Origin of the sequence: Pseudoalteromonas sp. SG43-4 (genome assembly GCF_014164325.1) — a bacterium.
Classification (GTDB): Bacteria; Pseudomonadota; Gammaproteobacteria; order Enterobacterales; family Alteromonadaceae; genus Pseudoalteromonas; species Pseudoalteromonas distincta.
In genome coordinates this window covers 50,031-72,754 of sequence record NZ_JACJFB010000015.1, presented here as the reverse complement: position 1 = coordinate 72,754, position 22,724 = coordinate 50,031, and the positions used below count along the sequence as shown (strand labels likewise).

Here is a 22,724-nt window from a genome sequence, read left to right as displayed (position 1 = left end):
TAGTAACCAAAATTAAATGTTACCAACAGTATGTTTTATCTGGGGTGATAATGGTTTTAAGAGGTACGTCCCATGACTCGATTGGTAGAGCATCAACTTTTTGGCATTCATGTGCAAGGCCAATTAGTTGTGGTTTTTGCCAATTTTGTTCGTGTAAACGTGCCAATGTCCGGTCGTAAAACCCACCTCCCATTCCTAGGCGATTACCTTGTTTATCAAATGCCACTAATGGCATAAGGAGGTAATCAAGCGCTGGTAATGGGCATATTTGAGAGCAGTTCAGCTTAGGCTCCAAGATACCATAGCGATTTGCCCTCATGGGTGAGTTTTTCTCATAGCGCTGAAATAGTAAATTAGCGCCATTGAATGGGTGTATTATAGGTAGATAAACAACGTGGTTTAAGTTCCATAATTCTTTAATTAACAATGAAGTGTCTAGTTCTCCGTCGTTACTTAAATAAATGGCAATATGCTTTGAATTCGTTGTGTTTTCGCTTTTTAAGTGTTGAATAAAATTCATTTTTAGCGATTGCGCAGCAATTATTTGCTGATTATTTGACAAGTTTTTACGGGTGTTACGAATTTCAGCTCTTATTTGTGCGCGTTCATTGCTCATTAAACTAATTAGCCATTTTTAAAAAGAGAATAAATCGGGAAAAATTAAAAAAACAGCAAGTACAACTAGCAAAATGGTGGCAGTTGCAATCAATGAATATAAAAGTAAGTTACTGCGTTTTTTAGGAGTCGCTAAATCCTCATCTAGCATTAGGTCGTCATTTTGCCATTCGTCTACACTTTCGTCTGGTGTATTTAATTGAGCTTCAGGAAGGCGTTGCTCTAGCTCATCTAGCTTTTCTTCAAGGCGTATTAAGCTGCTAGTGATGTAATCAAGTGCATCAAAAATACGTTCATCACGTTGGTTGTTATTTGCAGCTGCGGGGGAGCTATTTTGAATCGCATTTGAAACAGCTTGCAGCTTACTTTTAATACCTAGGCTTGCTAATAACTTAGTCTGTTTTAACGCTTTGTCTTTATCGCTTGGCGCAAACAGCGGCTTACCTTTAAAAAAAAGAGCTACTTTTTCATCTGACGTTTTTAATTTTGCAGCTAAGTTTGCGCACGCTGTTTTTATGTCAACGTTATCGGCAAGTCCTGCAAATATAACGCGAAAGTTATCGGCCATTTAACTATCCCTAAAGCTTTTATAATGAAATGAGTATATACCTAAAGTACAAAAGAATTCGAGGTCGATTTTATAGTTATTTTGTAGACGCACTACAAACAATGTAACTGATAAGTTTTAGATACAAAAACGGCCCTATTAAGGGCCGTTTTTAATTTACTTCAACACTTTTAGCTTAAAGGCCTGCAGCTGCACGAAGTGCATCAGCTTTATCTGTACGTTCCCAAGGGAATTCGTCACGACCAAAGTGGCCGTAAGCCGCTGTAGGAAGGTAGATAGGGCGCTCTAAATCAAGCATTTGAATTAAGCCGTAAGGGCGCAGGTCAAAGTGTTCACGAATAAGCTCGATTAAACGGCTTTCTTCTAACTTGCTTGTACCAAACGTTTCAACGCTGATAGATGTAGGCTCTGCAACACCGATTGCGTAAGAAACTTGTAATTCACATTTATCAGCAAGGCCAGCCGCAACTACGTTTTTAGCAACGTAACGTGCAGCGTATGCAGCTGAGCGGTCAACTTTTGATGGATCTTTACCAGAGAAAGCACCACCACCGTGACGAGCCATACCACCGTATGTATCAACGATGATTTTACGACCTGTTAAACCACAATCGCCCATTGGTCCGCCAATTACAAAGCGACCCGTTGGGTTAATGAAAAATTTAGTCGCGCTTGTAATAAGCTCTGCAGGAAGCACCGGCTTGATGATAGTCTCCATCACCGCTTCTACTAAATCTTTTTGCGAAATGTCTTCGCTGTGCTGAGTAGATAGTACTACTGCATCAATACCTACTGGCTTACCATTTTCGTATGCAAAAGTAACTTGAGATTTTGCATCTGGACGTAACCAGTTAAGCTCGCCGCTTTTACGTACTTGCGCTTGGCGCTGTACTAAACGGTGTGAGTAAGTAATTGGCGCAGGCATTAGTACTTCTGTTTCGTTACATGCGTAACCAAACATAAGACCTTGGTCGCCAGCACCTTGTTCTTCTGGGCTAGTACGGTCAACACCTTGGTTAATGTCAGGAGACTGTTTACCAATAGTGTTTAAAATTGCACATGAATCTGCATCGAAACCCATGTCTGAATGCGTGTAGCCAATTTCACGTACTGTTTTACGTGTAATTTCTTCAATATCAACCCATGCGCTAGTAGTGATTTCACCACCAACCATAACCATACCTGTTTTTACGTAAGTTTCGCACGCAACACGGGCATGAGAGTCTTGCTCTAGGATAGCATCAAGTACCGCATCAGAGATTTGATCGGCGATTTTATCCGGATGACCTTCAGAAACTGATTCAGAAGTAAATAAATGTTTTGCCATTGTATTTCTGCTCACAAATATTGCGCTTCACAAACGTCGGTATTAGCGCTAAAAAATTAAGGGGCGTATTTTATCGAAAACAAAACACCTTGCATAGTGTTTTTACGCCTAGACGTCTAAATAAAATTACTAATAACTTTTTGGTCTTAAAAAATATTCATAATGCCTCACTTTTATAGGGTTTTTAATTGCACACAGCCCCCACAATAAGTAAGAATGGTCGATATAAACAAACCCAAGTTACTTGGGTGCATAAACAAACACATAAATACCCGCGCAAATACACATAAAGGTAGGAGAATTCATGCCATCTCGCAAAGAACTTGCAAATGCTATTCGCGTCTTGTCAATGGACGCAGTACAAAAGGCCAAATCTGGTCACCCTGGAGCCCCTATGGGCATGGCTGATATCGCAGAAGTATTATGGCGCGATTATCTAAAACACAACCCAACAAATCCAGAGTGGGCTGACCGTGACAGATTTATTCTTTCAAACGGCCACGGTTCAATGCTTATCTATTCTCTATTGCATCTAAGTGGTTACGACTTACCACTGGACGAAATTAAAAACTTCCGTCAAATGCATTCTAAAACACCAGGTCACCCTGAATATGGCTATGCACCAGGGATCGAAACTACTACGGGTCCATTAGGTCAAGGGATCACAAATGCCGTAGGTATGGCAATTGCTGAAAAAGCGCTAGCTGCGCAGTTTAACCGTGAAGGTCACGATATTGTTGATCACTTTACCTATGCATTTATGGGCGATGGCTGCCTTATGGAAGGTATTTCTCATGAAGCTGGTTCACTTGCAGGCACATTAGGTCTGGGTAAACTTGTTGCATTTTGGGATGACAACGGCATTTCAATCGATGGTGAAGTAGAAGGTTGGTTTACAGATGACACGCCAGCTCGCTTTAAAGCATACGGTTGGCATGTAATTAGTGGTGTTGATGGCCACGACAGCGATGCTATAAGTGCTGCAATTGCAGAAGCTAAAAGTGTTACCGATAAACCATCACTAATTTGTTGTAAAACAATTATTGGTTACGGCTCACCTAATAAATCTGGTAGCCACGATTGTCACGGTGCACCACTAGGTGATGACGAAATAAAAGCGTCTCGCGAATTCTTAGGTTGGACTGGCGATGCGTTCGAAATTCCTGATGATATTTACGCACAATGGGATAGCAAAGAAAAAGGTCAACAGCTTGAATCAAGCTGGGACGAAAAATTTGCAGCATACGCAAAAGCATACCCAGAGCTTGCAGCTGAATATAAGCGTCGTATTAATAACGAACTGCCTGGCGATTGGGCTGAAAAATCTCAAGCGTACATTGAGCAATTACAAGCAAACCCTGCAAACCCAGCGTCTCGTAAAGCATCGCAAAATGCATTAAACGCATTTGGTCCGTTATTACCAGAATTTATGGGTGGCTCAGCCGATTTAGCAGGCTCAAACTTAACAATTTGGGATGGCTCTAAAGGTTTAACACACGACGATGCAAGCGGTAACTACATTTACTACGGTGTACGTGAGTTTGGTATGTCGGCAATTATGAATGGTATTGCCCTTCATAAAGGCTTTATTCCTTACGGTGCTACGTTCTTAATGTTTGTTGAATATGCAAAAAATGCCGTACGTATGGCTGCATTAATGAAGCAACCAAGCATTTTTGTATACACGCACGATTCAATCGGTTTAGGTGAAGATGGTCCAACTCACCAACCAGTAGAGCAAATTGCAAGCATGCGTTTAACGCCTAACTTATACAACTGGCGCCCCTGTGACCAAGTTGAGTCGGCAATTGCATGGCAACAAGCTATTGAGCGTAAAGACGGTCCTACATCGTTAATCTTTACTCGCCAAGGTCTTGAGCAACAAGCGCGTGACGCACAGCAATTAAGCGATGTTAAAAAGGGTGGTTACATCCTTAGCTGTGACGGCAACCCTGAGATTATTTTCATTGCAACGGGTTCTGAAGTGCAACTAGCACAAGATTCAGCAACTGAGCTACGCAGCCAAGGTAAAAAGGTACGTGTTGTATCTATGCCATGTACTGATGCCTTTGAAGATCAAAGCGCAGCATACAAAGAAAGCGTATTACCGGCATCTGTTACACGCCGCGTAGCAGTAGAAGCAGGTATTGCTGACTACTGGTACAAGTACGTAGGTCTAAATGGCGCAGTAGTAGGTATGACTACCTTTGGTGAGTCGGCACCTGCTGGTGAGCTGTTTGAGCACTTTGGCTTTACAGTGGCAAACATTGTAAGTAAAGCAAACGAGCTTTTTTAATCGCTTTGATTAAATAAAGTAAGTAATTGAAAAACCCGCACATGTTGCGGGTTTTTTTATGCCCTTACATGAAGCAACTTCACCTTGAACAATGCTGCTTTCCTTGCAAGAAAGTAAGCTATCAGGCAAGGTAGTGCGATAAAATTTATAAATAAAAATCTTAAATTAATAGCAGGAGCTAAAAATGCCAAAGTTCGATAACGTAAGTGTAGTAAAAAAAGCCAATGTATATTTTGACGGAAAAGTGTCGAGCCGTACCGTTATTTTAGGTGATGGCGAAGCGAAAACTTTAGGCTTTATGCAACCTGGTGAGTTTGTTTTTGATACAAACCAAAAAGAATGCATGGAGCTTTTAGCTGGCCAATGGGATATTTTATTACCAGGGGCAAGTGAGTGGAAAACATTTAACGCAGGTGAATCGTTTAATGTTGATGCAAATGTAAGCTTTAAAGTAAAAGTATCTGATTTTGCTGACTACTGTTGTTCGTACACAGATTAATCAATACAGCTAGACGTCTGAAAGCCCATGCACTATGGGCTTTGCATAAACTTTGCACAACGCATGATTTAAATCACCAAAAACCGCAAATAAACCTCAAATATCTCTCTTTTTTCCTTGTGTTAATCTAAATAGCCCCCAATACTATTTATGAGGTAACAAATAAAAGGATACCCTATGAAAATTAATCTTTCTGGTCACCATGTTGAAGTTACTGACTCTATTAGAGAGCACATCAACGAAAAATTTTCAAAAATCGAGAGCCACTTTCCATCGCTTATTGCACTCGATATTATTTTGTCTAAAGAGCATCATAAAATCCAAGCTGAAATTAGCACTAATTACGAAGGCACGCGCATATCGGTAAAAGGGGAAAACGAAGTTATGTACCCTGCCATTGCAAGCGCAGCTAAAAAACTCGATGCGGCACTAAAACATCGAAAAGGGCAGATAAAAGCAAACTTACACGAAAAGCCTGTTAGCACTACACCTGAAATCGCACACGAGATCATCCAAGAGATGGATCTTAAATAAAATTTAGTCACAAAGTATTGTAAAAAAGAGCCGTATGGCTCTTTTTTATTGCCTGTAATTTAGGTAAGTTATGCGTTCTTGCAGTTTATTAATTATAAAAATTAATAAAAAGAACACACAACACACATATTTTGAGAAATTAATGCACACAACAAAAGCAGTATGGAAGTCTCGACTAGGTGCGCTTGGACCTGGAATACTCATGGCAACAGCCGCTATTGGCGGTTCTCACTTAGTTGCCTCTACGCAAGCTGGGGCAATATTTGGCTGGCAACTATTTTGGCTAATACTGGTTGTTAATGTTTTAAAGTACCCGTTTTTTCGCTTTGGTATGGAATACACACTCGCGACTAAAAATAGCCTAGTGGAGGGCTATAAAAGTAAAGGCCCGTTTTATTTTTACAGTTTTATCGGTTTAAACATTGTAGCCGCCGTAGTTAATACCGCTGGCGTATTACTACTTACTGCAAGCTTACTGCATTACGCGTTGCCCGTAGTGATAGAAGTAACACTGCTATGTTGGATATTATTAGGAGTGTGCTTAGCCATATTATTGTTAGGGCACTTTAAAGCGCTCGACAGTGTGGCCAAAGGCATAATGGGGTTATTAACGCTGGCTACCGTTATTGCGTTAGTTATCGCGTTTAGTAATGGCCCAATGGCGCCTGCTGACTATGTTGGCCCATCACCTTACGAGCTGGCTATGCTGAGCTTTATGGTGGCTTTAATGGGTTGGATGCCAGCCCCTATCGAAATATCTGCATTAAGTTCTTTATGGCTAAAAGAAAAACAAGCGCAGCAAACAGTTTCTAAAAGCCAAGGCTTGTTCGATTTTAACGTAGGTTACTGGCTTACAGCTGGCTTAGCCTTGGTATTTTTTAGCTTAGGTGTATTAGTGCAGTACGGGCAAACCAGTAGTATAGAACTCGGCGGTGTCGCGTTTGCCAAGCAGCTTATTGATATGTACGCATTAACAATAGGCGAGTGGGCAAGGCCGCTTGTATCAGCAATCGCCTTTTTATGTATGTTTGGCACTACACTCACCGTGCTAGATGGCTACGCCCGTACGCTTAACGAATCTCATAAACTACTTGGCTTTGGGCAATCAAAACACAGCTTAAATATTTGGTTAATACTACAAGCATTTGCCGGTATGGCCGTTATTTTATTTTTTAAATCAGCCCTTGGCCCCATGCTTACGTTTGCCATGACGCTTTCTTTTGTTACAACGCCTGTATTTGCATGGCTTAACTTTAGCCTTGTGCGCTCAGAGCCTGCTATAAAGCACAGCGTGCTATTACGTAGTTTAACGTGGTTAGGTTTAGTGTATTTAGTAGGCTTTGCTGTTGCGTTTGTAGTATGGAAACTAGCAGCCTAAATAGAGCCACTTACTTTAGGGTTTTCATTAAAGCCCTAAAGCATTAAATTCTAGGATTAAACGAGGTATAAATGGATATTAGAATAGGTGAGCTTTCAAACCCACACGTTATAAAACTACTACATGCGCATCATAACGATATGCTAAAGCACTCACCTGTTGAGAGCGTACATGCACTTGATGTGAGCAAACTCACTCAGCCCGATATAATCTTTTATAGCTTATGGATTGATAATAATTTAGCGGGTGTAGGCGCTTTAAAAGCACTAAATGTGACCGAAGGCGAAATTAAATCAATGCGCACATCAAGCAACTATTTACGCCAAGGCATAGCCGCTAAGTTACTCACGCATATTATTGAGCAAGCGACCTTGCGAGGTACAAAAAACTAAGTTTAGAGACCGGCACAGGAGAGGCGTTTTTGCCTGTACGATGCTCCTACCAATTTGGTTTTAAAGACTGCGAGCTATGTTCTGTAGTATCCTTGAAGGCTTTCCCCCATACTCATAAAGTTTTAGAAAATCAATTATCTTTTGATTAGATTTTAACTCGTTTAATTAATCTAGATTTGTAAGTCAAATGCCTCTTTTATTTTCCTCTGGATATGGTGACCAAAAGTATTATGGCTATCTCTCGAAATGTATAACTTTAATTCATTGTCGCGCACAATATCATTGGAGTTCCCCCATTAGATATTGGTGAGGTTATCTGTATTAATAATTGAACTGTAGGTTATTTTCTATATAATATTGATTGTTAAGTGGTTTTTAATTCTAAAGAAACAGGTTTTTGCGCCGTGGATGGGTTTTATATTTTTCTACAACACTGTGTAGAAAAATATAATTGCACGATTTTTAGATCCCTTAACGATTTAAATATTTTATAAAGGAATAATTATAATGAAAAAAAACTATTTACTGGCACTTATTACATCAACTCTTTTTTTTGGCGGTTGTAAAAGTACCGGTTTAGAGTCTATTTTACTAGCATCTGAAGAGCCTTCTGCTACCGATATATACTCTGGTACAGTCGGATATTGCTCTCAATCTTATGACGCTATAACTAAATATGTTGGAAACAGTGCGACCCAATCTCCAGAGGAAAGAAAAGCTATTAAAGAGTCAGTATGGAATGATTGGCAAGAAAAACGAAAAAAAATGAAATCCAATGTAGATGGTAAGCAATTTAAAATATCACAACCTGCAGCTTTTTCGAGGTATGACGAAGAAACTGGCCTAATGGTTTTGTACAAAGGCGGCTCCGTAACAGGGGAAAATATTGTAGAACGAAGTGCGGTACCCGACAATGTAGTTTTTAATACGTATGATCATTGGTTCTCACCAGAGCTTCCGAGTGGGTGGATGAGAGCAAGCAAATATAGAGACCATAGAGCTATTACAAAAAGGGAAAAGGTTGCTCTGGAGGCTTTTGGGAGTCAACTAAAAAGAAATCAATCTATTTATGTAATAAATGATTATGATAATATGGATTATTCTAGCCGAACAGCTCAATACGGAGGGCGGTTTTTTTCTAGAGAAACTTATACTAACAAACTAATGGGCGTCGGTTTTAATACAAAAAAATGGTTTGACAATATAGAGTCCCCAGTTCTATCTAAAGATGGGGGTTTTTATTTTGATACAAGGAAAGTTGATTTTTATAAGACGTTTGGAATTTATCCAGATATAGGTACAGCCTATATAGATATAAATTACACTTTTGAATTTGTCGGCTGTAATAGTGGCCAATTAAAAGCTGAAGTTAAAGAGGTCGTCGTATCAAGTGTAAAAGGTAGGAATGAGATCTATCGAATAACCTTATAATAAATAGCTTTTAATATTAAGTAGTGTGGCTTTTTAAGGCCATGCTGCATTAATCTCTGTAAGGTGCTGAATATGCAACAAGTAGGCTGAAATCGATCAGAGCTTAACAAGTCTACCTCCAAGGTAAGAACAATGTTTGAATTAATAACTTAGAAAATTCAAAGCATTATTTTGACGTTTTGGAGGTTATTTTAACCTCATATGACTCTAATACTTAGTATTAACTCAGCTCTTTTATCGCTCTACTTATCCCATCTAAACTCAGCGCATACATGCGGTTGTTCATTAACTCTTTTATAAAGCCAATTGATTGATAGTACGGCCAGTGTTCAACTGGTTGTGGGTTGAGCCAGGCGACTTTATCAAAGTGGTTTGTTATACGTGATAACCATGCACTGCCGGGCTCTTCGTTGTAATGTTCTACCGAGCCGCCAGGGTAGGCTATTTCATATGGGCCCATAGTGGCATCGCCAACAAATATTACTTTGTAGTCGCTGGTAAATTTATTAATCAGCGTCATGGTGTCAATCACGTTTGTATGTCGGCGCGCGTTGTCTTGCCAAACGTGCTCGTATAAACAGTTATGAAAGTAGTAAAACTCTAGGTGTTTAAACTCGCTGTGAGCGGCGCTAAATAATTCTTCGCAGGTGTGGATGTAGTCATCCATTGAGCCGCCAATATCAAACAGCATCAATACTTTTACTGCATTGTGGCGTTCGGGTGCCATTTTTACATCAAGCATGCCGCCTTGTTTTGCAGTAGCGCGAATAGTCTCGTTTAAATCAAGCGTGTCGCTTGCGCCTGTGCGGGCAAATTTACGTAACTTCTTAAGGGCGAGTTTAATTGTACGCGAGCCGATTTCGCGGTCCGTGTCGAGGTTTTTGTATTCTCGTTTATCCCACACTTTTACCGCTTGGCGATTACGGTTGCCGTCTTGCCCTATACGCACGCCTTCTGGGTTATAGCCGTACGCACCAAAAGGTGATGTACCGCCAGTGCCCACCCATTTATTACCGCCAGCGTGGCGTTTTTGTTGCTCTTCTAAACGCTCTTTTAGGGTTTTCATAAGCTCGTCGAGCCCGCCCATGGCTTTTAGTTGGGCTTTTTCTTCATCGCTTAGGTGTTTTTCAAACTCTTTACGTAGCCAATCTTCAGGTAGGTTGTGCTGTTGCTTTAAGCTCTCGAGCAAATCAAGGTCGGCAATACCGCTAAAGTAGTCGCTAAAGGCTTTGTCGAATCGATCAAAGTGCGTTTCGTCTTTTACCATTATGGTGCGTGCTAAATGGTAAAAGGCGTCTACGTCGGCAAATATAACGCCTTTTTTTAAGGCGTTAATTAAATCGAGTAATTCGCGCAGGCTTACAGGTAGGCGGTATTCACGCAGTTTGAAAAAAAACTGTACTAACATATTAGGGCCTGTTTATCTTTCGAGGTTAAATTTGCAGCAGTGTGTTTGGTATTTAGGCAAGGCAGAGCCTATGTAGTGTGGTTATTCCCCATAAATAGGCGATAACACAGCATAAATACCAAACACGCGCTGCCTGAAGGTTCGTCCTAGGGACGATTAACTCTTTGTTGCTCGGCTTTTACTTAGCCCACTAGGTTACAAACCTCGCGCCACGATTAAAACGTCCTTAGTTAGAACAAATTTAATCCTGAAAGGTCAACAGGCCCTAGCGGCTCATAAATGCAAGTTTTTCGATTAGGCTTATATCTTGCTCGTTTTTAAGTAAGGCGCCAAACATTGGCATTAATCCGCCTTTTTGCGCTTTGTCGTGCAGTGTTTTAGCGTCTATGTCTTCAGCCATTAAAAGCTTTAACCAATCGAGTAATTCGCTGGTGGAAGGTTTCTTTTTAAGGCCGTTTGCTTCGCGCAGGTTAAAAAACACTTCAAGTGCTTGGCGTACTAAATCCTGTTTAACGTTAGGGTAGTGCACGTCAATAATTTGCTGCATTTCGTCGCTGCTAGGAAAATCAATGTAATGAAAAAAGCAGCGGCGTAAAAATGCGTCCGGCAATTCTTTTTCGTTATTTGATGTGATGATTACAATAGGGCGCTCTTTTGCGACAATGCGCTCGTTAGTCTCATAAACATGAAACTCCATTTTATCAAGCTCAAGTAGTAAGTCGTTTGGGAACTCTATGTCGGCTTTGTCTATTTCATCAATTAAAAGCACTGGGCGTTTGCCGTTAAGCTCTGCATACGTAAATGCCTGCCAAAGCTTACCTTTAACGATGTAGTTGCCAATATTGTGTACACGCTCGTCACCTAGTTGGCTGTCGCGCAGGCGCGAAACCGCGTCGTACTCGTATAAACCTTGCTGCGCTTTAGTAGTCGATTTTATATGCCACTGAATAAGCGTGGTATCTAAGCTTTTAGCCAACTCCTCAGCCAGCATGGTTTTACCTGTGCCAGGTTCGCCTTTAATTAAAAGTGGTTTTTCGAGCATAATGGCAGCATTTACAGCTTGTTTAAGCGCGCTACTCGCTATGTAATTGTCAGTTGAATTAAATTGCACGGTGTACCCTTGTCTGGTCTGAGCAGTAAGTTATTTTGTTATAATGCCATAGTTAAGCAGCAGGTCCAATATAAGCAAAACGCTGTATGACCTCACCTTCTTTTTCAACAGTTTCTAAAAACATACTAAGTGGGCGCGCCCATATACCAAATTCACCATAGAGTGCTTGGTAAATCACAAGCTGTTCCTCGGTTTCGCTATGGGTGGCAACATGAATAACTTTATATTGCGGGCCTTTGTAGTGTTGGTATATGCCTGGTTTTAGGGAAAGTGGTTTTATTGCTGTAGTCATGTTTTGATCTCTTGTATAATTTGGCTTTGCACTTTTAATGTTAACTAATTTGCCAATACTATGAACTATATTTCTTTAGATGATTACAAAAAGGCGTGGGTTTTTCGCCACAAAGATTTACCTGTATCTGATGAAGACGCAGCAAAAATAAAGCCTATGAGCGACGAGCGCGCAGCCGTACTTTGGACAACCATGGTGAGCCGTGAGTTTGATCACCCTGATTTTTTTGAAGACACCGATTGGTGTGGTCAAGAAAAAAGCTTTAGCCAAGAAGTAGATTGGCAAGATGCGTGGGAAAATGGCGATGCGTTACCACCAGAAGCAATCTTAACGTTTTTAGATTGGGAAGCTAACACCACGGTTTATTTTTGTATGGCACGCGATAATATTATCGAAACGACGTTTGATGTATTTAAACGCAATTGGCAAAACTTTATGTTTTTAGCTGATGGCAGTCTATTGATTGGTAAAAAGCGTAATACGGTTGTGCAATTTTTAGAATCAGGTAAAGCAAAATTAGGTGAAAAGCCAAGCGCTTAAAATAGTGCGCTGCGCTTAAAAAACATTCAATACTGTGTTATAAAACATTTACCTGAATATTTTTGAGTACAGCTTTTGGTCGCTAAAAATCAGTCACTTGGTGCTCAACAGCAAGTTGAAATTTGGCAAACTGATGCACAAAAAGTGTTGTATGCACAATTGTGCAATGCGTTTTATCAGCGTGAGGTTCAGCGATTAGTTGCAGAGCCTAATGCCGATAAACTGCGCCGCCAGTTAAAAAGCCTACCTTATTATATTGAGCGAGCGGCAACGTTAGTTGCCAATGGTGACACGCCTTTTACGCTTGATGCACAAAATGGTACGTGGCTTGAAAAGCAAAAACCGACCCCACCCGATGTGAATGTTCAAGCTAATGAACTTTTTTATCAAACGTATGCCAAAGTGGGGCTTATAGTGCCCGTTATATTGCATGGCTACGATCAGGTGCGTCTTAGAATAGACAGTATCGATCAGTTAGGCGAAAATAAGCTGCATTGTAACGAGCTTGGATGGTTTGATTTTTTAGGAAATGGACTAGAGCAGCAAAATGCTCAGCTAATAAAGCCAAGTAAAGTGAGTTTAACCGCTGCATGTTGCGGGCATCAGTGGCAATTTTCGAAGCGTTGTATGCCGCGTGTTTTATCACTACGCGAAATGCTTTTAGCGGGTAGTATTAATTGGCGCAATTTAAAGCGCCCCTTAGCGTATTAAAGTTAAGGTATTTGGAATTTAAAATAAGGAGTGTTAAATGCGTATTTTTCAAGTTGGCTTACTGTGCTTAGCACTGTTTGTACAATACAGGTTATGGTTTGGTCATAATGGTTTACAAGACTACACACGACTAAAAGGTGCAGTAACGTCGCATCATCAAACCAACGAAAAACTCATTAAACGTAATAAAGTACTTAAAGCAGATATTGAAGACTTAAAGCTTGGCCAAGAAGGCATTGAAGAGCGTGCACGCAACGAATTGGGAATGATTAAACCGGACGAAACATTTATTCGTGTTTTACCGGGCAAACAATATGACAAATAAACAGACTATTGCAGCAATTGTACCTGCTGCGGGTGTTGGCAGTAGAATGCAGCACAATGCGCCTAAGCAATATATACAATTAGCCGGTAAAACCATTTTAGAACACACCTTAGCTAAACTTTCTCAATTACCTCAATTACGCACTATTGTTGTTGCCCTTAGCGACAGCGACCCCTATTTTGACGAACTCCCACTGCTTGATAATCGCATTGTGCGAGCCAGTGGCGGAAAAGAGCGAGCCGACTCGGTGCTCAATAGCTTGCTTTTTTTAGCGCCTAACCCACCAACATGGGTATTGGTGCATGATGCTGCTCGTCCATTAGTTAATATCAGTGATATAGAACGTCTAATTGATGAATGCGTAAGCGCTGATGAAGGCGGTATTTTAGCTAGCAAAGTAAAAGACACTATAAAACGCGGCCACACTCATGCCCTACAAACTGTGCCGCGAGATGATTTATGGCAAGCACTTACCCCGCAGTTTTTTAAATATGACGAGCTTAAAAATGCACTGCAAAACGCATTAGCAAGTGGGGCTACTATTACCGATGAAGCCAGTGCAATTGAGTGGGCGGGTAAACCGGTTAAGCTTGTAGCAGGTCGTAGCGATAATATTAAAATAACCACGCCAGAGGATTTAGATCTGGCTGGGTTTTTATTACATAAACAACAAAACGAGAGTGGATTATGATACGAATTGGCCATGGTTTTGACGTACATAAATTTGGTGGCGAAGGCCCGTTAACTATTTGTGGTGAAAAAATTGATTACCCACAGGGCTTTTTAGCGCACTCAGATGGTGATGTTGCTATTCATGCATTATGCGATGCTATTTTAGGCTCACTTGCAATGGGTGATATTGGTAAGCACTTTCCCGATACGGCAAGCGAGTATGAAAATATCGATAGCCGTATTTTACTTCGCCATGTGGTGGGCTTAGCTAAAGAACAAGGTTATGTACTTGGTAATGGCGATGTGACTATTGTTGCTCAGGCACCAAAAATGTTGCCACATATTCAAGCTATGCGCGCTAATTTAGCCAGCGATTTAAATTGCGACCTTAGCCAAATTAACGTTAAAGCCACTACTACCGAAAAGCTAGGCTTTGAAGGGCGCAAAGAAGGTATTTCGAGCCATGCGGTGGTTATTATGAGTAAAGAGCTTGCGAGTACAAAAAACGCATGAGCGATTTAAATTATTTATACGGTGCACCGCTTTCTAAAGCTGATTTTAAAACCACAGCTGAAGACTTTATGGTTGATGAAGACTTAGGTATAGAATTTACCGGCAGTGGCGAACACGTGTGTTTGCAGGTGGTTAAAAAAGGCGAAAACACGCAATACGTTGCAAAGCTAATTGCACAGCGTGCGGGTGTTTCACCGCGAGACGTAAGCTATGCAGGCATGAAAGATCGCCACGGCGTGTGCTCACAGTGGTTTAGTGTAAAAGTACCAATTAAAAAGCCTATCGATTTTAGTGATTTAAATAGTGAGAGTATTTTTATTGTGTCGCAACAGCGCCACGACCGTAAGTTACGTACGGGCTGCCACAAAGGTAATAAATTTACTATTACGCTTCGTAACGTAACCAACCCTCTTGATATTTTATGCCGTATTAATGCCGTGCGCGCAGGTGTGCCTAATTACTTTGGCGAGCAGCGCTTTGGTCATGGTGGTCATAACTTAGTTATGGCTGAAAAAATGTTTGCCGGTGAGCGTATTCGCGATAAAAAGTTGCGCGGTATTATTATTTCAGCAGCACGATCGCATGTATTTAATCAGTTAGTGAGCCTGCGTGTAAAAGAGCATGGTTTAGCTAAAACAATGCATCGTGAAGTATTTATGCTTAGCGGCAGCAATGCATTTTTTGAAGATGCAATTAATGACGAAAACATAGAGCGATTAGCCACTGGCGATATTATGATGTCGGCACCTATGGTGGGTAAAAGTGAAAAAGGCTTAACCGAGCAAGAAAAAGTATGGCTTGCACCTTACCAAACATGGTGTGATGGTTTAGGTGAGTTAGGCCTTAAAAATGAGCGCCGAATGCTGCGCTTAATTCCACAAAACTTAACTGTTGAAACACTTGATGAAACCACACTAAAACTAAGCTTTGGTTTGCCAAAAGGGTGTTTTGCAACCGCATTATTACGTGAGCTGGTGGATTACACTGATGCTAGCCCTCGAGAGCGCAAAGAAAAGGATAATGGCATAAATGAAGATACTGTTAAGTAACGATGATGGCGTAAATGCCAAAGGCATTGCGGTTTTATATCAGGCGCTTATACAAATTGCAGATGTAACCCTTGTTGCACCTGATCGCAACTGTAGTGGTGCGAGTAATTCTTTAACACTTATGAACCCGCTACGAGCGACTACACTCGAAAATGGTTTTATGTCAGTTAATGGCACACCCACTGATTGTGTACATTTAGGTGTAAATCAGCTAGCTGATGAAAAGCCCGACCTTGTTGTTGCAGGTATTAACCATGGTGCCAATTTGGGTGATGACACGCTTTATTCCGGTACTGTTGCCGCTGCAACTGAAGGTCGCCATTTAGGTCTGCCTGCAATTGCGGTATCGCTTTGCTCACATAATGGCGATCATTTTGAAACAGCCGCTGCTGTTACCGTAAATATTATTAAAGGCTTGGCTTCGCATCCGCTTCCAAAAGATCAAATAATAAATATTAATGTGCCAGATATTCCATTAAGTGAATTAAAAGGGGTGCAAGTAACACGTTTAGGTGCTCGTCATAAAGCTGAAACGATGACGAAACAAACCGATCCTTGGGGGCGTGATATTTATTGGTACGGATCGCTTGGCACCGAAAGCGATGCTGGTGAAGGCACCGACTTTTACGCAATCAATAATGGCTATGCCTCAGTTACGCCACTGAGTGTTGATATGACAGCTAAAGATAGCTTAAAGGCAGTAGGAGAATGGTTAGCCGATTTGGAGATTAATCGTGCTCGCTAATTATACCCGCAGTGCTAAAGCGCTTTCTGACTTACTAAAGCGTGAAGGTGTTGAAGATACGCAAGTACTTAGTGCTATAGCTGATATTCCGCGCCATATTTTTATAGATGATGTGCTAAAACACAAAGCCTATGAAAATACAGCGCTCCCTATTGGGCAAGGGCAAACAATTTCTCAGCCTTACATAGTAGCGCGCATGACAGAGCTACTTCGTTTAGCTGGTGTGCGCAATAAAGTGCTAGAAATAGGTACGGGATCTGGGTATCAAACTGCAATATTGGCCAAAACGTTTACAAAGGTTTACTCGGTAGAGCGTATTAAAACACTTCAGTGGCAGGCAAAAAGACGTTTGCAGCAACTCGATTTATATAATGTAACCATGAAGCATGGCGATGGTTGGCAAGGCTGGCAATCACAAGCGCCGTTTGATGGTATTATAGTGACTGCTGCGGCCTCTAAAGTTCCGCAAGACTTACTTGCTCAGTTGGCCGATGGTGGCGTGTTATTAGCCCCAATTGGTGAGAGCGATCAAAAATTAGTAATGGTTATCCGCAAAGGCGATAATTATAAAGAGCATGTTATTGCTCCCGTTAGATTTGTGCCGTTAGTACCTGGCGATATTGAATAGGAATTCATTTTGAAGTTGTTTACCAAGTTATACGATATGGCCCTAGTGTGGGCAAAACACCGTCATGCGGAACGTTACTTAGCTGCTATGAGCTTTGCAGAATCAGTTTTTTTCCCGATACCACCCGATGTAATGCTTGCACCTATGTCGCTTGCGCAACCAAACAAAGCATGGCGATTTGCAAGCTTTGCCACAATAGCATCGGTTATTGGTGGAGTGGTTGGTTACTTACTTGGTTTTTGGCTATTTGAACCCGTTGTAGAGCCATTGATTGCACAAATGCACTGGCAAGAAAAGTTTGATATAGCACTAAACTGGTTTAAGGATTACGGTGTTTGGGTTGTGTTTTTAGCCGGTTTTTCGCCTATACCATATAAAGTATTTACGATTGGCGCAGGCGTTTTACAAATGGCATTTTTGCCATTTTTAATAGCATCAGCCATTGGGCGCGGTGCGCGATTCTTTTTAGTTTCAGCCTTAATGAAGTGGGGCGGAGCTCAAATGGAGCGAAAATTACGTCAGTATATTGAAATACTTGGTTGGGGATTAGTGGTATTAATTGCGCTAGCTTACTTTTTATTGCGTTAAGCGTTAAAAATATCAATTTTCTAATTTAGGGGAAAAATACAATGAATAAACAGTGTTTACTGTATGTAACTATATTTATTAGTATTTTTCTCTTTGGTTGCTCTTCTCGCCATGTTCCTGCACCTGTTAGTAGCTTAAATAATAATGTTAATGATTTAGGTCATACTGTTAACATTAATGGGGTTAGCTATAAAGTACAAAAAGGAGATACGCTCTACTCTATTGCCTTTAGTGCTGGGCAAGACTTTAGGGAGTTGGCAAAAAACAATTCAATTCCATCACCTTACACAATTTTCCCTGGGCAAAACATCTCCTTACTCCCTAAGCCCGAAAAAACAAAAAGGGATGGAAATTATACGAATTCGAGTAAAAAGTCTATAAAAAAATTACAAAAAAATAACAAAATTTTAAAGAAAGAGCTTGATCCCCCAAAACAACGAGAGTATGTTCAGAAACAAGCCAGTAACAAAATTAGTAATACTAAACGTTTGTCGAGCAGTAAAGTTAAGTGGTTTTGGCCTGCACAGGGCAAAATTACCAAACGCTTTTCTAATAAGGAAAACGGTTATAAAGGTTTACAGATTACTAATCGCAAAGGGGCTTCAGTCTTAGCTGCGGCACAAGGAACAGTGGTATACGCGGGTAACGCCCTTCGAGGTTATGGTAGTTTAATCATATTGAAACATAATGATGATTACCTAAGTGCTTATGCACATAACTCGAAATTACTTGTTAAAGAAAAGCAGAAAGTTAAGGCAGGACAAAAAATAGCAGAAATTGGTAATTCAGAATCTCCGGTCACCGCGCTTCGCTTTGAAATCCGCTACCGAGGGCAAGCTGTCAATCCTGCTAAATACCTACCCTAATTTTTAGGTATTGATAATTGCTCGGGAGAAGGCTTATGGCTAGCGCAGCAAAACTTGACAAACATACTACGACTGACGAAAAGTTCGATGACATCGATGTTGATGAAAGCACAGCTCTACTAGATAAAGTAGACGACGATGAAATCTTTGCTAAAGAAGAAGTAACTAAAAATCTTGACGCAACTCAACTTTATTTAGGCGAAATTGGTTTTTCTCCTTTGCTTAGTGCTGAAGAAGAAGTGTTTTTTTCTCGCAAATCACTTCGAGGGTGTGAAGCCTCACGTAAACGTATGATTGAAAGTAACTTACGTTTGGTTGTTAAAATAGCACGTCGTTACAATAATCGCGGCCTTGCTCTACTTGATTTAATTGAAGAGGGTAACTTAGGCTTAATTCGCGCAGTTGAAAAATTTGACCCTGAGCGTGGATTTAGATTCTCTACTTACGCTACATGGTGGATACGTCAAACAATTGAACGTGCCATTATGAACCAAACGCGTACCATTCGCTTACCTATTCATGTAGTTAAAGAGCTTAATGTTTATTTACGTACAGCGCGTGAGTTAACTCAAAAGCTTGACCATGAGCCAACAGCTGACGAAATTGCAGCTTGCCTAGATAGACCCGTTGAAGACGTTACTAAAATGCTACGTTTAAACGAAAGAATTGCATCAGTAGACATGCCTATTGGTGGCGAAAACGACAGTGTACTACTTGATATCATTCCTGATGAAAAAAGTGCTGGTCCTGAAGGCGAAGTACAAAATAATGATATTAATAAACATATTGTTGATTGGTTAGGTGAATTAAACCCTAAACAACGTGAAGTGTTAGCACGTCGATTTGGACTGCTTGGCTATGAGCCATCTACACTTGAAGATGTAGGTCGTGAAATAGGCTTAACACGTGAGCGAGTAAGACAAATTCAGGTAGAGGCATTACGTCGTCTAAAAGACATTTTGCAACAAGAAGGTTTAAGTACAGATAGCTTGTTTAATCAGTTTTCGTAACTAGTTAAATAGTTTAAGAGACTATGTGTGTTAAAAAGCCGAAGAGTTTATTCTTCGGCTTTTTTTATGCTTGTAAATTAGGTGATATAAATTACAGCAATGCTTTTAGTTTATATAACAAATCGTGCGCTTGGCGTGGCGATAAATTATCAGGGTCGATTGCGCTTAACTGCTCTTCAACTTCAGAAGGTGTACTTTGTGCAATTTCGTTATTAAAAGTAAAGGCTTGTTGCTCTGTATTTGGTGCAGTAACGCTTTGATGATTTTCAAGCAACTTAAGTTTTTGCTTTGCTTGTGCAATCACAGCTTTTGGCACACCTGCAAGAGCTGCTACTTGTAAACCAAAGCTTTTGCTTGCTGCACCGTCGAGAACTGTATGCATAAACGCAATAGTGTCGTTATGCTCTATTGCATCAAGGTGCACGTTTACAAGGCCCGTAGTTTGCTCAGCAAGTTCTGTTAATTCAAAGTAGTGCGTAGCAAACAATGTTTTAGCAGATATTTTTGATGCTAAATGATCGGCTGTTGCATACGCAAGAGAGAGTCCATCGTAAGTACTTGTACCGCGACCAATCTCATCCATTAACACTAAAGACTGCGCAGTTGCATTATTTAAAATAGTCGCTGTTTCGGTCATTTCTACCATGAAGGTTGAACGCCCTGATGCTAAATCATCGCTTGCACCAATACGTGTAAATATGCGGTCGATATTACCAATTTTAGCGCTGTCAGCGGGTACATAACTGCCAATGTGAGCCATTAAAACAATAAGTGCCGTTTGGCGCATATAGGTTGATTTACCGCCCATGTTTGGACCGGTAATAATTAGCATTTTACGTTGGCTGTTTAATTCAACAGGGTTAGCAATAAACGGTTCTTTCATTACTTGTTCAACAACAGGGTGACGACCTTGCTTAATGCTTATATTGTCGTTATCGCACAATTCTGGTTTTGCATAATTGAGTGCGAATGCACGCTCAGCTAAATTGTTTAAAACGTCTAAATCGGCCAATGCTGCTGCCATCATTTGCAACTGCTCAATATGTGGAGCAATAAATCTAAACAGCTCCTCGTATAGTTGTTTTTCAAGCGCGAGAGCTTTTGATTGGCTACCGAGTACTTTATCCTCGTGCTCTTTAAGCTCTGGAATAATGTAGCGTTCGTTATTTTTAAGCGTTTGGCGACGAATGTAGTCGGCTGGCACTAAGTGCGCATTAGCTCTACTTACTTCAATAAAAAAGCCATGTACGCGGTTATAACCAATTTTAAGCGTACTAATGCCCGTACGTTCGCGCTCTCGCAGTTCTAATTGCTCAAGGACATCAGTGGCACCTTTGCTTAAGTTACGCCACTCATCAAGTTCACTATTGTAACCTGGAGCAATAACACCACCGTCACGAATAAGTACCGGTGGGTTTTCTATCACAGCTCGTTCTAATAACGCTTGTAAATCAGGGAGTTCAGGCGAGTGCTTGATGATACCTGCTATACGAGGATCGTTAGCGTCAGCTAACAAAGTATGTAGTGGTGCAAGTGCTTGTAGCGCACTGCGCAGGCGAGTTAAATCACGCGGGCGTGCAGTACATAAAGCTAGGCGTGCAATAACACGCTCTACATCACCAATCTCTTTTAATGATTCGTGTAATTCACCACAAAGCTGCGCATCTAAAATAGCGCTAATTGCATTTAAACGTGAATTTAGCTCGTCTTTATTACGAATTGGTGTATGAATACGGCGCTTAAGTAAGCGAGAACCCATTGGCGTTGCTGTTTTATCAAGTACTTGAGCAAGTGTATTTTCAAACCCGCCCGATAAATTAACAGTTAATTCTAAATTTTTACGGGTAGCGGCATCTAAAATAACAGCGTGTTCGTTGTGCTCAAGCGTAATTGCACGAATATGTGGCAGTGCAATACGTTGTGTATCTTTTACGTATTGCATTAGGCAACCTGCAGCAACAAGAGCGCTATGGGCTTTATCAACACCAAAGCCAACTAAATCTTTAGTACCAAACTGATCGCATAATAAGTGCTGAGCCGTATCTAAGTCGAATTCCCACTCTGGGCGACGGCGAGCACCTTTTATATGTTCAATTAAATGAACGTTTTCAAAGCTTTCGCTATACAGAAGCTCGGCTGGTGATAGGCGCTGAATAGTTGAGCTAAAGGCTTCGTCGGTATTTACTTCGACAATATTAAAACGACCAGAGTTAATGTCTAAATAAGCAATCCCGTATAGGCCTTTTTTACTTTGCCAAACGCTGGTAAGGAGATTGTCTTGTCGTTCTTGTAAAAGCGCTTCATCAGAAATTGTACCGGGTGTAACTATACGCACTACTTTACGATCAACAGGGCCTTTACTGGTTGCAGGGTCTCCCACTTGTTCGCAGATAGCGACTGACTCACCCATTTGGACTAGACGTGCTAAGTAGTTTTCTACCGCATGGTAGGGTACGCCCGCCATAGGAATGGGATCGCCGCCAGCTTTACCACGATGAGTTTGCGAAATATCGAGTAATTGAGCGGCGCGTTTAGCGTCATCAAAAAAAAGTTCGTAAAAATCGCCCATACGATAAAACAATAAAATATCGCGATGCTCTGATTTTATTTTTAGATACTGCTGCATCATAGGGGTTTGTTGTTTTATAGTGTGTGGTGCATAAAGATCAAACGACATGTATTTACCCAAAGGCTGAATATGGAATTACATCAAGAGATTAAAACACTTGCTGCGCAATTAGGCGCTATTTTAACGGATAAATGCTTATGGATCACTACTGCTGAGTCATGTACTGGTGGCGGAGTGAGTTATGCGCTTACCGATACACCTGGAAGTTCAGCTTATATCGACCGTGCATTTGTCACTTATAGTAACCAAGCAAAGCAAGATTTGCTCAATGTTAGTGCTAGTACATTAAATCAATACGGTGCTGTGAGCGAGCAAACAGTCCATGAAATGGCAGTAGGTGCTATTAAAGCAACAAACGCTAATATATCTATAGCTGTATCGGGTATTGCAGGGCCTGGCGGGGCGACAGATGGTAAACCTGTTGGACTTGTATGGTTTGGCATACAAATTGATGACAAAGTACTGACCTTTAAACAAATATTTACTGGTGATAGGGCTCAAGTAAGACTGCAAGCTATTGTATTTGCATTAAAAAGTGTAATAGATGTGATAAAATGAAAAAATTAGCTTGATACTGTGATTTCATACAGTATACTT

At 40.8% G+C, this 22,724-nt stretch carries 24 protein-coding genes and 1 pseudogene; 18 read left to right on the top strand and 7 right to left on the bottom strand.

Features of this window, described 5'->3' with window-relative positions; all coding sequences use genetic code 11:
* Positions 1–19: 19 nt before the first annotated feature.
* From H5160_RS14700 to metK, 3 genes are all read right to left on the bottom strand, one after another.
* Positions 20–616, bottom strand: a complete 597-nt coding sequence (locus tag H5160_RS14700) for a 5-formyltetrahydrofolate cyclo-ligase (protein ID WP_182737854.1) — start codon at positions 614–616, stop codon at positions 20–22.
* An 18-nt stretch (positions 617–634) separates the two neighbouring features.
* Positions 635–1,183: a hypothetical protein gene (locus H5160_RS14695; protein WP_024595234.1), complete on the bottom strand. Its 549-nt coding sequence runs from the start codon at positions 1,181–1,183 to the stop codon at positions 635–637.
* Positions 1,184–1,358: 175 nt separating this feature from the next.
* On the bottom strand, positions 1,359–2,510 hold the full coding sequence (metK, locus tag H5160_RS14690) for a methionine adenosyltransferase (protein WP_002958976.1): 1,152 nt from the start codon (positions 2,508–2,510) through the stop codon (positions 1,359–1,361).
* A gap of 304 nt (positions 2,511–2,814) precedes the next feature.
* Between metK and tkt the strand changes: the two genes are divergently transcribed.
* The 6 genes and pseudogenes from tkt to H5160_RS14660 all read left to right on the top strand — a co-directional run bounded on the left by tkt (position 2,815) and on the right by H5160_RS14660 (position 9,040).
* Positions 2,815–4,806, top strand: coding sequence for a transketolase (gene tkt / locus H5160_RS14685; RefSeq protein ID WP_182725113.1), 1,992 nt, complete (start codon positions 2,815–2,817; stop codon positions 4,804–4,806).
* 184 nt (positions 4,807–4,990) lie between these two features.
* Positions 4,991–5,305 (top strand): pyrimidine/purine nucleoside phosphorylase, encoded by a 315-nt coding sequence (locus H5160_RS14680; RefSeq protein WP_002958974.1) that lies wholly within the window; start codon positions 4,991–4,993, stop codon positions 5,303–5,305.
* 177 nt (positions 5,306–5,482) lie between these two features.
* Positions 5,483–5,839 carry a ribosome hibernation-promoting factor, HPF/YfiA family gene (gene hpf, locus H5160_RS14675; RefSeq protein ID WP_007376058.1) on the top strand — a complete coding sequence of 119 codons (357 nt, stop codon included), beginning with the start codon at positions 5,483–5,485 and terminating at the stop codon, positions 5,837–5,839.
* 202 nt (positions 5,840–6,041) lie between these two features.
* Positions 6,042–7,217, top strand: coding sequence for an NRAMP family divalent metal transporter (locus tag H5160_RS14670; RefSeq protein ID WP_182737868.1), 1,176 nt, complete (start codon positions 6,042–6,044; stop codon positions 7,215–7,217).
* Positions 7,218–7,288: 71 nt separating this feature from the next.
* Positions 7,289–7,758: pseudogene (locus H5160_RS14665) on the top strand (GNAT family N-acetyltransferase).
* A gap of 358 nt (positions 7,759–8,116) precedes the next feature.
* Positions 8,117–9,040 carry a hypothetical protein gene (locus H5160_RS14660; RefSeq protein WP_182737853.1) on the top strand — a complete coding sequence of 308 codons (924 nt, stop codon included), beginning with the start codon at positions 8,117–8,119 and terminating at the stop codon, positions 9,038–9,040.
* A 220-nt stretch (positions 9,041–9,260) separates the two neighbouring features.
* On the opposite strand, the gene H5160_RS14655 is transcribed toward H5160_RS14660, so the two are convergent.
* The 3 genes from H5160_RS14655 to H5160_RS14645 all read right to left on the bottom strand — a co-directional run bounded on the left by H5160_RS14655 (position 9,261) and on the right by H5160_RS14645 (position 11,851).
* Positions 9,261–10,448 (bottom strand): VWA domain-containing protein, encoded by a 1,188-nt coding sequence (locus tag H5160_RS14655; protein WP_182737852.1) that lies wholly within the window; start codon positions 10,446–10,448, stop codon positions 9,261–9,263.
* A 265-nt stretch (positions 10,449–10,713) separates the two neighbouring features.
* Complete coding sequence (locus tag H5160_RS14650) at positions 10,714–11,559, bottom strand: MoxR family ATPase (RefSeq protein WP_182737851.1); 846 nt, start codon at positions 11,557–11,559, stop codon at positions 10,714–10,716.
* A gap of 52 nt (positions 11,560–11,611) precedes the next feature.
* Entirely contained in the window at positions 11,612–11,851 is a 240-nt protein-coding gene (locus H5160_RS14645; protein WP_039486721.1) for a DUF1653 domain-containing protein, read from the bottom strand.
* A gap of 60 nt (positions 11,852–11,911) precedes the next feature.
* Between H5160_RS14645 and H5160_RS14640 the strand changes: the two genes are divergently transcribed.
* The 11 genes from H5160_RS14640 to rpoS all read left to right on the top strand — a co-directional run bounded on the left by H5160_RS14640 (position 11,912) and on the right by rpoS (position 19,498).
* A complete protein-coding gene (locus tag H5160_RS14640; RefSeq protein WP_002958965.1) occupies positions 11,912–12,391 on the top strand; it encodes a DUF2947 domain-containing protein in 480 nt (159 codons plus the stop codon).
* A gap of 75 nt (positions 12,392–12,466) precedes the next feature.
* Positions 12,467–13,102 carry a hypothetical protein gene (locus H5160_RS14635; protein WP_002958964.1) on the top strand — a complete coding sequence of 212 codons (636 nt, stop codon included), beginning with the start codon at positions 12,467–12,469 and terminating at the stop codon, positions 13,100–13,102.
* A 37-nt stretch (positions 13,103–13,139) separates the two neighbouring features.
* Positions 13,140–13,427 carry a cell division protein FtsB gene (ftsB, locus tag H5160_RS14630; RefSeq protein WP_002958963.1) on the top strand — a complete coding sequence of 96 codons (288 nt, stop codon included), beginning with the start codon at positions 13,140–13,142 and terminating at the stop codon, positions 13,425–13,427.
* On the top strand, positions 13,417–14,118 hold the full coding sequence (gene ispD, locus H5160_RS14625; RefSeq protein ID WP_182737850.1) for a 2-C-methyl-D-erythritol 4-phosphate cytidylyltransferase: 702 nt from the start codon (positions 13,417–13,419) through the stop codon (positions 14,116–14,118). Before ftsB ends, ispD begins: the two co-directional genes overlap by 11 nt.
* On the top strand, positions 14,115–14,612 hold the full coding sequence (gene ispF / locus H5160_RS14620; protein ID WP_024604077.1) for a 2-C-methyl-D-erythritol 2,4-cyclodiphosphate synthase: 498 nt from the start codon (positions 14,115–14,117) through the stop codon (positions 14,610–14,612). The genes ispD and ispF overlap by 4 nt, the downstream gene beginning before the upstream one ends.
* Complete coding sequence (truD, locus tag H5160_RS14615; protein ID WP_182737849.1) at positions 14,609–15,661, top strand: tRNA pseudouridine(13) synthase TruD; 1,053 nt, start codon at positions 14,609–14,611, stop codon at positions 15,659–15,661. The genes ispF and truD overlap by 4 nt, the downstream gene beginning before the upstream one ends.
* Positions 15,642–16,406, top strand: a complete 765-nt coding sequence (gene surE / locus H5160_RS14610) for a 5'/3'-nucleotidase SurE (RefSeq protein ID WP_024600608.1) — start codon at positions 15,642–15,644, stop codon at positions 16,404–16,406. The genes truD and surE overlap by 20 nt, the downstream gene beginning before the upstream one ends.
* Positions 16,396–17,034, top strand: a complete 639-nt coding sequence (locus H5160_RS14605; protein WP_002958958.1) for a protein-L-isoaspartate(D-aspartate) O-methyltransferase — start codon at positions 16,396–16,398, stop codon at positions 17,032–17,034. Before surE ends, H5160_RS14605 begins: the two co-directional genes overlap by 11 nt.
* Before the next feature lie 9 nt (positions 17,035–17,043).
* Positions 17,044–17,622 carry a YqaA family protein gene (locus H5160_RS14600; protein WP_002958957.1) on the top strand — a complete coding sequence of 193 codons (579 nt, stop codon included), beginning with the start codon at positions 17,044–17,046 and terminating at the stop codon, positions 17,620–17,622.
* A 41-nt stretch (positions 17,623–17,663) separates the two neighbouring features.
* Complete coding sequence (locus H5160_RS14595) at positions 17,664–18,488, top strand: peptidoglycan DD-metalloendopeptidase family protein (RefSeq protein ID WP_182695077.1); 825 nt, start codon at positions 17,664–17,666, stop codon at positions 18,486–18,488.
* A gap of 35 nt (positions 18,489–18,523) precedes the next feature.
* Positions 18,524–19,498 (top strand): RNA polymerase sigma factor RpoS, encoded by a 975-nt coding sequence (gene rpoS, locus H5160_RS14590; RefSeq protein WP_002958955.1) that lies wholly within the window; start codon positions 18,524–18,526, stop codon positions 19,496–19,498.
* A gap of 91 nt (positions 19,499–19,589) precedes the next feature.
* Here the strand turns inward: rpoS and mutS are convergent, their stop codons facing one another.
* Positions 19,590–22,175 (bottom strand): DNA mismatch repair protein MutS, encoded by a 2,586-nt coding sequence (mutS, locus tag H5160_RS14585; protein WP_182693730.1) that lies wholly within the window; start codon positions 22,173–22,175, stop codon positions 19,590–19,592.
* Positions 22,176–22,196: 21 nt separating this feature from the next.
* Here mutS and H5160_RS14580 point away from each other — a divergent pair, with 21 nt between their 5' ends.
* Positions 22,197–22,685: a CinA family protein gene (locus tag H5160_RS14580; protein ID WP_182737848.1), complete on the top strand. Its 489-nt coding sequence runs from the start codon at positions 22,197–22,199 to the stop codon at positions 22,683–22,685.
* Positions 22,686–22,724: the final 39 nt, after the last annotated feature.

Excerpts from the sequence above, each read along its gene's own strand:
- H5160_RS14700 (WP_182737854.1), bottom strand. The coding sequence starts at position 616 with ATGAGCAATGAACGCGCACAAATAAGAGCTGAAATTCGTAACACCCGT.
- H5160_RS14660 (WP_182737853.1), top strand. The coding sequence starts at position 8,117 with ATGAAAAAAAACTATTTACTGGCACTTATTACATCAACTCTTTTTTTT.
- ispD (WP_182737850.1), top strand. The coding sequence starts at position 13,417 with ATGACAAATAAACAGACTATTGCAGCAATTGTACCTGCTGCGGGTGTT.
- rpoS (WP_002958955.1), top strand. The coding sequence starts at position 18,524 with ATGGCTAGCGCAGCAAAACTTGACAAACATACTACGACTGACGAAAAG.
- H5160_RS14580 (WP_182737848.1), top strand. The coding sequence starts at position 22,197 with ATGGAATTACATCAAGAGATTAAAACACTTGCTGCGCAATTAGGCGCT.
- hpf (WP_007376058.1), top strand. The coding sequence starts at position 5,483 with ATGAAAATTAATCTTTCTGGTCACCATGTTGAAGTTACTGACTCTATT.
- H5160_RS14655 (WP_182737852.1), bottom strand. The coding sequence starts at position 10,448 with ATGTTAGTACAGTTTTTTTTCAAACTGCGTGAATACCGCCTACCTGTA.
- surE (WP_024600608.1), top strand. The coding sequence starts at position 15,642 with ATGAAGATACTGTTAAGTAACGATGATGGCGTAAATGCCAAAGGCATT.
- H5160_RS14695 (WP_024595234.1), bottom strand. The coding sequence starts at position 1,183 with ATGGCCGATAACTTTCGCGTTATATTTGCAGGACTTGCCGATAACGTT.
- ispF (WP_024604077.1), top strand. The coding sequence starts at position 14,115 with ATGATACGAATTGGCCATGGTTTTGACGTACATAAATTTGGTGGCGAA.
- H5160_RS14645 (WP_039486721.1), bottom strand. The coding sequence starts at position 11,851 with ATGACTACAGCAATAAAACCACTTTCCCTAAAACCAGGCATATACCAA.
- ftsB (WP_002958963.1), top strand. The coding sequence starts at position 13,140 with ATGCGTATTTTTCAAGTTGGCTTACTGTGCTTAGCACTGTTTGTACAA.
- H5160_RS14680 (WP_002958974.1), top strand. The coding sequence starts at position 4,991 with ATGCCAAAGTTCGATAACGTAAGTGTAGTAAAAAAAGCCAATGTATAT.
- truD (WP_182737849.1), top strand. The coding sequence starts at position 14,609 with ATGAGCGATTTAAATTATTTATACGGTGCACCGCTTTCTAAAGCTGAT.
- tkt (WP_182725113.1), top strand. The coding sequence starts at position 2,815 with ATGCCATCTCGCAAAGAACTTGCAAATGCTATTCGCGTCTTGTCAATG.
- mutS (WP_182693730.1), bottom strand. The coding sequence starts at position 22,175 with ATGTCGTTTGATCTTTATGCACCACACACTATAAAACAACAAACCCCT.
- H5160_RS14670 (WP_182737868.1), top strand. The coding sequence starts at position 6,042 with ATGGCAACAGCCGCTATTGGCGGTTCTCACTTAGTTGCCTCTACGCAA.
- H5160_RS14640 (WP_002958965.1), top strand. The coding sequence starts at position 11,912 with ATGAACTATATTTCTTTAGATGATTACAAAAAGGCGTGGGTTTTTCGC.
- H5160_RS14595 (WP_182695077.1), top strand. The coding sequence starts at position 17,664 with ATGAATAAACAGTGTTTACTGTATGTAACTATATTTATTAGTATTTTT.
- metK (WP_002958976.1), bottom strand. The coding sequence starts at position 2,510 with ATGGCAAAACATTTATTTACTTCTGAATCAGTTTCTGAAGGTCATCCG.